The following is a 9,027-nucleotide window of genomic DNA, read 5'->3' as shown; positions in this document are numbered from 1 at the left end:
CTTATATACTGATTATGTTATAAATAAAGTCATTAAGGAGTTAAAAGATCTATCTTCTAAATATAACACTGCATTAATTTACGTCTCCGATCATGGTGAATCATTGGGAGAAAATGGCATTTACCTTCATGGATTACCTTATTCAATCGCACCAGATTTTCAAACTCATGTCCCGATGTTTTTCTGGGCTGATGACAACTTCTTAAAGGATAAAAAAGTCGACTCATTCTGTCTAAATAAAATAGCAGAAAGAAACACCTTCTCACATGACAATATTTTCCACTCATTACTAGGAATCATGGACATATCCACATCCGCATATCAAGAATCTAAAGATATTTTTTCACTTTGTCGTCAATAGGTAGAATATGAAGCCAGGCTATAAAGGCATGCAAAGGATTTTCAAGGCAACTGAGTTTTCAATCCAAGGTTTGAAAGCTGCGTGGAAGAATGAAGCAGCATTCCGTCAAGAAGTCGTGCTTGTCTTAATCCTAGTACCCTTTGCATTACTAATGTCCGTTCCATTACTAACTAAACTCATCTTAATTGGGAGCTTATTGCTTATACTGATTGTCGAGCTAATTAATTCTGCCATTGAAGCAGTTGTTGACCGTGTAGGGAAAGAACACCATGAGCTAAGTGGTCAGGCCAAAGATATCGGATCAGCGGCCGTATTATTAACATTAATTCTTGCAGTAGTGACATGGTTAAGTGTCATAATAAATTTTATAATTCAGGGTTGAACGATGCAAGTCATAAAACTAATGAAACCAATTCTTATTTTCTTTCTATTAGCATTAGGATTTCTTAGTACTTTTCGGATTGGACTTTTAATCTGGCAGCAAGACAACATAAATCATTGGTCTGAATATTTTTATATTTTCACGCAAGGTATTCGCATAGATATAGCGACCCTCTGCTGGCTATATACCCTACCGGCATTTTTATTGGCACTGCTGCCAACCTCTGGAAAATTTGGTCGAGGGTTTGTTTTTATACTGCGGAGTTGGCTGGTTTGTGGTTTTGTCGTGTTAGCTTATATGGAGTTTGCCACGCCTTCGTTTATTATGGAATATAATCTAAGACCGAATCGGCTATTTCTGGAGTATTTAGTTTACCCCAAAGAAGTCTTTTCCATGCTTTGGAAAGGTTATAAATTACCTTTGTTCTTAGGACTCGCAGGAACAACATTGGTGGGTTTTTATAGCTGGCGGTTAAGCGGCAAGTTTACTGATACGGAAAACCAGCCACGCTGGTGGACACGGCCTATTCTTGCGGTGTGTGTGATTGTTTTCGGTGTCATGGGAGCGCGCTCAACCCTGCAACACCGTCCACTAAACCCAGCACTTGTCGCCTTTTCAACTAATCCGCTACTAAATGATTTAGTCCTCAACTCTTCTTATTCGTTGGTATTTGCCGCCAAATCCATGGCATCCGAACGTAATGCTGAAGAATACTATGGAGATATGCCGCTGGAAGAAATCATTTCAACGATTAAAGCTTATTCGCCATCAAGCACACATTATCTCATGAATTCCGCGTATCCAACGTTAAATACGAAGCGAGCGATCGGTAAGGATAAGAAAAATCTGGTCATCTTACTGCAAGAAAGTCTAGGCGCGCAGTTTGTTGGCGCGTTAGATGGGTTACCGCTTACACCCAACTTAGATAATCTCATGAAACAAGGCTGGAATTTTACTCAAGCTTATGCAACGGGAACACGGTCGGTACGTGGTATCGAAGCGGTCACAACAGGTTTTACGCCAACACCCTCTCGTGCAGTAGTAAAGCTATCAAAAAGCCAAACTGGATTTTTTACTATCGCTGATGTACTGAAACAACAAGGCTATACGACACAATTTATCTATGGCGGTGAGAGTCATTTCGATAATATGAAGTCATTTTTTCTCGGTAATGGTTTTCAAGATATTGTCGATTTTTCTCAGTTCGATAACCCACAGTTTGTCGGTTCATGGGGCGTTTCAGATCAAGATTTATATAATATGGCTGACAAACAGTTTCGTTCGCTTCATCAAAAAGGCAAACCTTTTTTTAGTCTTGTTTTTACTAGTTCAAACCATTCGCCCTATGAGTACCCAGATGGACAAATTACACCTTACACTAAGGAAACAAATACACGTCTAAATACGGTAAAATACTCGGATCATGCACTCGGTGAGTTTTTTAACAAGGCTAAAAAATCAGACTATTGGGAAAACACCATCTTTTTGATCATTGCGGATCATGATTCACGCGCCTATGGCGATGATCCGATCCCCGTTAGCCGTTTTCATATCCCAGCATTAATTATCGGCAAAGATATTCCTAAACGCAAAGACTCTCGTTTAGTCAGTAGTTTAGATATGCCGCCGACGTTACTTTCATTGATCGGTATCGATGCGACAACACCCATGATAGGCCATGATTTAAACCGCGCCGTACCATCTGAATATCAACGTGCAATGATGCAGTTCGATAAAAACTTCGGTTATTTAACACGTGAATCACTGGTAGTGCTTCAGCCCAAAAAAGACCCAGTCGCCTATCAATATGATGTTGTAAAACAGGTACTCAGTCCGATCAAATTAAACCAAGAGGCGGTAGTGCGCGCAAAAGCACATGCGCTGTTGGGCGGGAAGCTATACAGGCAAGGATTATATCCATCAGGAACAAATAATCCGCGCTGACTTAGTAACATACCGCGAGCAAATAAAGGAACAGCGAGCAATAATACTCGCTGTTTCTATTCAGAGTAGGCTAAGATTCAGACCATTGCCATGGCTTGCTGGGCAATCACCAGCTCTTCGTTGGTTGGGATCACCAATGCGAGCGGTGAATCTTGTGTTGTGATTTGTCCTGCGGCACCGAACCGAGCGGCGGCGTTGGCGTCGGCATCTGATTGATAACCGAAAATCGCGAGTTCTTTTAGGATCATCTCACGGACTGGCAGTGAGTTTTCGCCAATTCCACCTGTGAAAACAATCGCATCCAGGCGGGATAACGGCACCATGTAACTTGCGATGAATTTCGCAACGCGATAAGCAAACATTTCCAGCGCGAGTTGCGCACCTTTGTGGCCTTCTTCCGCGGCTTCAACCAGCCCACGACAATCATTGGTGAGCTCAGACACACCAAGGAGCCCTGCTTTATCGATCAGCTCATGATGGATTTGATCCATGCTGAGCCCTTTTTTCGATAAAAACTCTAGAATAGATGGGTCGATATCACCACAGCGAGTGCCCATCATCAAACCGGCTAAAGGCGTAAAGCCCATGCTGGTATCGACACTTTGACCGTCTTTGACCGCGCACAAAGAGGCACCGTTACCAAGGTGTACTGTGATGACATTGGTTTGTTCAGGCGCTTGGTTAAGCCATTTTGCCGCTTCACGACTTACGTAATAATGGCTGGTGCCATGAAAACCATAGCGACGAATGCCATAATCATTATAGAGCTGACGCGAGATCGCGTAGTGATACGCTTTTTCCGGCATGGTTTGATGGAATGCTGTGTCGAAAACCGCGACTTGAGGAAGGTTGGGGAAAGCTTTACGCGCGGCATTAATACCAACGACATGAGCGGGGTTGTGCAGTGGCGCCAGGGATTTCAAGGCATCGATCTGTGCAAGTACGGCATCATCGATAAGCGTCGCCTGACTGAAGGTTTCGCCACCATGGACCACTCGGTGCCCAACAGCTTGTAATTTATCACTGAGTTGGTTGTTTTCGATAAGGCCCACAATAATGTCCATGGCCTCTTGATGGTGGTCGCTTCCTGCACTCAATGTCTTTTCAGTTTTGTTACCGTCGACTTTCCAGCTCATGCATGCGTCATCACGACCAAAACACTCTCCGGCGCCTGAAATCACAGCATCGCCTGTTTGCGCGTCCATCAGTGCAAACTTTAAAGACGAACTGCCTGAATTTATAACGAGTACCAGTGCATCACTCATAGGTTTACCTTATTGGCAGAATTGGGATCGCGACTTGCGGCCGCCACCCTATTATTAAAATATTTTTGAATAATTCAACTATCGTTATAGTGATAGCATAATTGCCCAACAATTTACTGCGTAAGATCAAGCTAAGTGCGCATCAACTAGGCAAAAACAAGAATGACAAGTAACCGACGACCCCCATGGTGCTCATTACTAGCGACATAATCGTGACGACTTTGCGGTACGCGCGAAGTGTCTCCATCATACGCAAAAGCAGGTTGGTCCTTGGTGGTATCACTCCAAGGCGGTGCGCATATTCATCCGCTTGCCGCTGATGGCCTTGCTCGCCCAATATATCGAGCAAATGTTGAACATGAGCCACCGAGCAGTGCCGCAGAACACCCATCGATTCCTCGATTGGCATTACGGTGAGTAGCTCGGCTTGCCGAGTTAATTCGTATTGTAAAAAGGCATTACGAGCCGCGACGATCTCGGAGGTTGAGAAAGTAGCAGTGTTATCAAAGGTGTTGTTCATTACCGTCATGGCGAATCTCCCGATTGGCAACAGGTAACGACCATCAACAACGTATAGCGCCTAAAAGGCAGCATTATGCGTTAGAGCGAGAGGAGAAAAATAAAGCAGGTGGGGCCAGCTATCAACAACGGCTGGTAAACTGGCAGAGACAATACCAACAGTCGCTATTTTTCTCCGTTTCGACTCGGAGGATGGTCGGTATTGTTCATAGTTATCTCCAAAAAATGTATTGCTTTGAAAGCGTGATCAATATAACAAAAAAGTTAAGCTCTGTCTGTCAGTTGGGCGTTAATTTTATCGCCGCGTCTGCTCGCTAACCTGACCGGACCCTCTATACAGTTACTTCGCATGCCCCTCACTTTTTTGACGGCACAGTAACAGGCTCGCACCTAATAATTGCGAAAAAGCGACGGTGAGATCCGTTTGCATACGCTGCTCACACTCTTTTTGTAATGCTTTTAGAATTCTAAACGCGGCACCATTGTCCGCTTTGCCACTAATCAGTAGATAGAAACAGAGTTTGAGCGTGGCTTTGAAGTCACCGTTTGCATGCATCGCCTGCATCCAACTGGTCATAAACGCATTAATGGTGCTGGTTGTATCAAGCGGCATGCGCAAGCTGTCGACGATAAACGGCTCCAGCGCGAACATAAAATCTTGTTTTCGAGGAAAATGATGACTAATCCCAGTACGCGATACGCCGGTCGCCTCGCTTAACGTGGTATACGACATTCCCTCATAGCCAAGCATTAATAATTGGTGTTTCGCCTCTGCTAGGATGAGCTCAATGGTCTGTTGCGTTTGCGCTTTACTCCGTTTAGGCATACGTAACCTGTTCTCCCGTCAATCGCCACTGTTGGCGCAGTGCTGTAACGCGCGCCCGTTTGGCTCGCACTTGCGTCTGGCTCGCGATAAAGCCTAGCCCTTAGTAAAAATAGTACAGACTCACCAATAAAGCCTGACAGTAAACGTCTTATGTGAATACGGAGGCTGATCAAGCTTTTGGCATTGGCTCCTGAAAATGGGGTGAAAAAACTGAAAAGTCAGGCAAAAAACACCGCAAATAGTGTCATCAGTCATAATTTAGACAGTCGTTTAAATGATTATCTTGCGTATGGTGGCCGAGGATCCGTAAGTTAACATTATTATAACGTTTTAACGTATCTCCACGTTGCGACAATGAGGAAGTCCAATGTCACATATCAAACCACATGATCAGATCTTACGTTGGGCCGATGAGCGCCCAAACCATGTTTTTCTGCGCCAAATCCACGGGCGCCGCTTTCATGATTATACCTTTGCCGAGGTCGCCGAGCAGGCCCAGAAAATGGTAACAGCGCTCCGCGATATGGGGCTTAAGCCGGGTGACAAAATCGCACTGATATCAAAAAACTGTGCTGAGTGGTTTATCGCAGATTTAGCAATGATGATGGGAAGCTACATCAGTGTGCCCATATTTCCTACCGCGGGCACCGACACTATCGATCATGTCATCAACCACAGCGAATCGAAAGCAATGTTTGTGGGTAAATTAGATGACAGTAAAGCGCTAACGGCCTCGTTAGAAAGTCTGCCGAACCTAAAAACAATTGCCCTCCCTTATCCTACCGTAAACTGTCATTACGAATGGCACGATCTGATCGCCAACCACGCACCGTCAGACGAACGTCCTGTTCATCTTGATGGCGATCTCATGTCGCTGGTTTATACATCGGGCACCTCAGGGCCGCCTAAAGGAGCCATGTTAAGCTACGGCGGTTACTGCTGGTCTGCGCAACGGTTGATCGATCATATTGGTATCGAACCTGACGATCGTTTGTTCTCTTACCTACCACTGGCCCATATTACCGAGCGTGTATACATCATGGGGTCAGCCATTATGGGCGGGATCCCGACGGCATTTCCTGAATCACTCGATACTTTCATTGAAGATGTCAAAATGCATCGCCCAACCCTGTTTATTTCGGTCCCAAGGCTTTGGACCCTATTTCAACAGCGAATCCAGGAGAAACTGCCGGACGGTAAGTTGAACCTACTGCTCCGTATTCCGTTAGTGAGTACGATCGTCAAAAATAAAGTCGCTAAAAACTTAGGCTTGGATCAAGCACGTGTATTGGGCTGTGGGTCCGCCCCTGTCGCGCCGGCATTGTTGGAGTGGTACCGCAAGATTGGTTTGAATGTCACCGAAGCGTGGGGCATGACCGAAAGTTATGCCTACAGCACCATTAATTATCCTTTCCGGGCCGATAAAATTGGTACCGTTGGCAATGCCGGCCCAGGGGTTGAAATCAAGATCGCAGACGACCAAGAAATCTTAGTAAAAAGCCAAGGACTGTTTAGCGGTTATTACAAAAATGAAGAAGCAACCAAAGAAACCTTGGTCGACGGTTGGTTGCATACTGGTGATTTAGGGGAGCTCGACAGCGATGGCTACCTCAGTATCTCAGGGCGCAAAAATGATACGTTCAAAACCGCCAAAGGTAAATTTGTCGCCCCTGTACCGATTGAAAAGCGCTTATTTGAATTATCAAACGCTGAAATGTTGTGCGTAATTGGCTCAGGCATGCCAGCACCGATTCTACTTGCGCTCCCACACCATTTCCCTCATTTTGATCGCGCTCGTTACGAGCGTCGAGTAAAAAAAGTGGTGGATACTATCAATGGTGAACTTGAGTCACACCAGCAAATTAAAGGTGTGTTGATGATTAAAGAACCATGGAGTATTGAGAACGGTAAACTGACACCGACCTTAAAAATTCGTCGCCATAAGCTGGAGCAGGAATACCACGATCTTGGCACTCACTGGCCAAAAGGCACGCTCGTGCAGTGGGAAGAAGACTTGCTATAGCTTCACCGGCGCCCCGTCAATCTATGCTGGGGCGCCGCAAGACAATACGATTAGCACCACCCCTTTCTTTTTTTCGATGCTATTTTTGATTGGTTCACCGGTAGTTTTTCCATCATTAATACAGAAAAGATATCAAAACCTGACCTATCTCAATGTGCCACAGGCATGTGTTTGCTAAAGATCGTACCACTGGTTTGCAGCCACGTCTTAAACGTGACGTCATTGGCTGCGTTTACGTAGGGGAACACCATGAAAGAGAACCAAACTGACGCTTGCGATGCTTGCGGTGTAAGTGCTGAGATTGGCTACATCATCTCAGAGGGCGATGATGTAGCAGAAGTCACCATTCAAGCCAAAAGCCCTGAGGCGATAGCGGCGCGCTTCGAGCAGTATCTTGACCTGGCAAAGAGTATTAATCCTGCTGTGAAGCATGACTTTGATAGTCAGCACATTAAAAACGACGCACTGACGATTAAGATGCAATTTGAATGCAGTGCTGAAAAGCTGATTTTTGAACTGCGTAGCCGCAGTTTGAACAACGCCTAGGCGTTAAGAGAGCTTTAATGGCATGCAGGCGATTACGCAGGCTTGCTTCAAAAACACGAAGCAGGGTGAATATTCACTCACCCTGCTCATTATTTAGCTATGATTCGAGCATCTTGGCTCAGTGAAAGCGCTCGCCGCCGGTTAAAGCCTTAAGCTCTGCCACGCTTCACACATTTCACGGAATGTTGTCGCATCACCCTCAGGGCGATCCGGATGCCATTTTAGGGCCATCTTCCGCCACTGGCGACGAATTTCATGTTCGCTCGCATTTTCGTCCAAACCTAACACGTTAAGTGCTTTGTTTCGCTCCAGCATCGCAGTCCCTGGCGTATCATTACCGATGTGGCGCTGGTAATGCTTCCAAAAAGAAGACAGCAATTCTTTGACATCATCTTGGCTAGCATCATAGTTGTTCCAGTCCATGTAGTAATCGCGTAATGGATCCTGGTAATCGATTTCTTTGGCCACAAAACCATGACCTCCCACACGCCATTGTAATTGAATATCCATGGATTCAACCTGCAACCATTGCTGGGGCAGCAACATTTCTTGCAGTTGATATAGGGCGTTCATGATCAGGAAATTGCGTTTAAACAGATCAAGATGGGGGTCTTCATCGAGTTGCGCCATCATGGTATCTTTTCGCAACTCACCCAGCAGGTGATGCACTTTCCAACTTTGTCGTGTCGACTCTAAAATACTGAGTATCGGCCAAATCAGGGGGTTGTCTATTTCATCCCGTTTTTCAGCAAGCATGACGTTCGTCCTCTGTCACTGGCCAGCTATTTTAAACCGGCACGTCTTAGGTTTGGTCGTAAACCACCTTACTTAAGGTATAAACCAATTCTGAGTGTTTTGTGGTCATAATCGAAAAATTCATTGTTATTGGTCAGTATGCCGCCATTACAATGACACTTTCCGATTGCCGGTTAAAATCTAAGCATATCTGGTGCCAACTTATTTTTAAAAAATCATAATATTGCGTATATTACTGATTAATCTTATAAATAATCTTTAAGGTTACGTCAGTGAATATATTTACTTGAAAGCACCATGTTTTAAGGCACCACGATGAATTAAGCCTGCATTAAGCAACAGTAAACCGTGCTTACTCGCATACTTTGCGCCATTTAATTCGCATTCTGTTGAGAACTCCATTAA

The 9,027-nt window shown here is 45.0% G+C and carries 9 protein-coding genes; 5 read left to right on the top strand and 4 right to left on the bottom strand.

Annotated features, from left to right (window positions below):
• The 3 genes from BZG81_RS15020 to BZG81_RS15010 all read left to right on the top strand — a co-directional run.
• Window positions 1-361: sulfatase-like hydrolase/transferase (locus BZG81_RS15020; protein ID WP_158011856.1), on the top strand; the 361-nt coding region annotated here is incomplete at its 5' end.
• A 7-nt stretch (window positions 362-368) separates the two neighbouring features.
• Window positions 369-743: a diacylglycerol kinase gene (locus BZG81_RS15015; RefSeq protein ID WP_077668955.1), complete on the top strand. Its 375-nt coding sequence runs from the start codon at window positions 369-371 to the stop codon at window positions 741-743.
• 21 nt (window positions 744-764) lie between these two features.
• Window positions 765-2,687, top strand: coding sequence for an LTA synthase family protein (locus BZG81_RS15010; RefSeq protein ID WP_241827404.1), 1,923 nt, complete (start codon window positions 765-767; stop codon window positions 2,685-2,687).
• Window positions 2,688-2,764: 77 nt separating this feature from the next.
• Here the strand turns inward: BZG81_RS15010 and BZG81_RS15005 are convergent, their stop codons facing one another.
• The 3 genes from BZG81_RS15005 to BZG81_RS14995 form a co-directional block, all read right to left on the bottom strand.
• Window positions 2,765-3,952 carry an acetate kinase gene (locus BZG81_RS15005; RefSeq protein WP_077677759.1) on the bottom strand — a complete coding sequence of 396 codons (1,188 nt, stop codon included), beginning with the start codon at window positions 3,950-3,952 and terminating at the stop codon, window positions 2,765-2,767.
• A 142-nt stretch (window positions 3,953-4,094) separates the two neighbouring features.
• A complete protein-coding gene (locus tag BZG81_RS15000; RefSeq protein ID WP_077668957.1) occupies window positions 4,095-4,481 on the bottom strand; it encodes a hypothetical protein in 387 nt (128 codons plus the stop codon).
• Between the two features lie 330 nt (window positions 4,482-4,811).
• Window positions 4,812-5,297 (bottom strand): TetR/AcrR family transcriptional regulator, encoded by a 486-nt coding sequence (locus BZG81_RS14995; protein WP_077677758.1) that lies wholly within the window; start codon window positions 5,295-5,297, stop codon window positions 4,812-4,814.
• 367 nt (window positions 5,298-5,664) lie between these two features.
• Between BZG81_RS14995 and BZG81_RS14990 the strand changes: the two genes are divergently transcribed.
• On the top strand, window positions 5,665-7,320 hold the full coding sequence (locus BZG81_RS14990) for an AMP-binding protein (protein ID WP_077460922.1): 1,656 nt from the start codon (window positions 5,665-5,667) through the stop codon (window positions 7,318-7,320).
• A 249-nt stretch (window positions 7,321-7,569) separates the two neighbouring features.
• Window positions 7,570-7,866 carry a DUF406 family protein gene (locus BZG81_RS14985; RefSeq protein WP_077677757.1) on the top strand — a complete coding sequence of 99 codons (297 nt, stop codon included), beginning with the start codon at window positions 7,570-7,572 and terminating at the stop codon, window positions 7,864-7,866.
• 141 nt (window positions 7,867-8,007) lie between these two features.
• On the opposite strand, the gene BZG81_RS14980 is transcribed toward BZG81_RS14985, so the two are convergent.
• Window positions 8,008-8,622 carry a DNA-J related domain-containing protein gene (locus BZG81_RS14980; protein ID WP_021024428.1) on the bottom strand — a complete coding sequence of 205 codons (615 nt, stop codon included), beginning with the start codon at window positions 8,620-8,622 and terminating at the stop codon, window positions 8,008-8,010.
• Window positions 8,623-9,027: the final 405 nt, after the last annotated feature.

The organism is Salinivibrio sp. MA607 (assembly GCF_001996245.1).
GTDB lineage: Bacteria > Pseudomonadota > Gammaproteobacteria > Enterobacterales > Vibrionaceae > Salinivibrio > Salinivibrio costicola.
The sequence above is the reverse complement of the archived record's forward strand: the minus strand, read 5'-3'. Positions and strand labels throughout refer to the sequence as shown.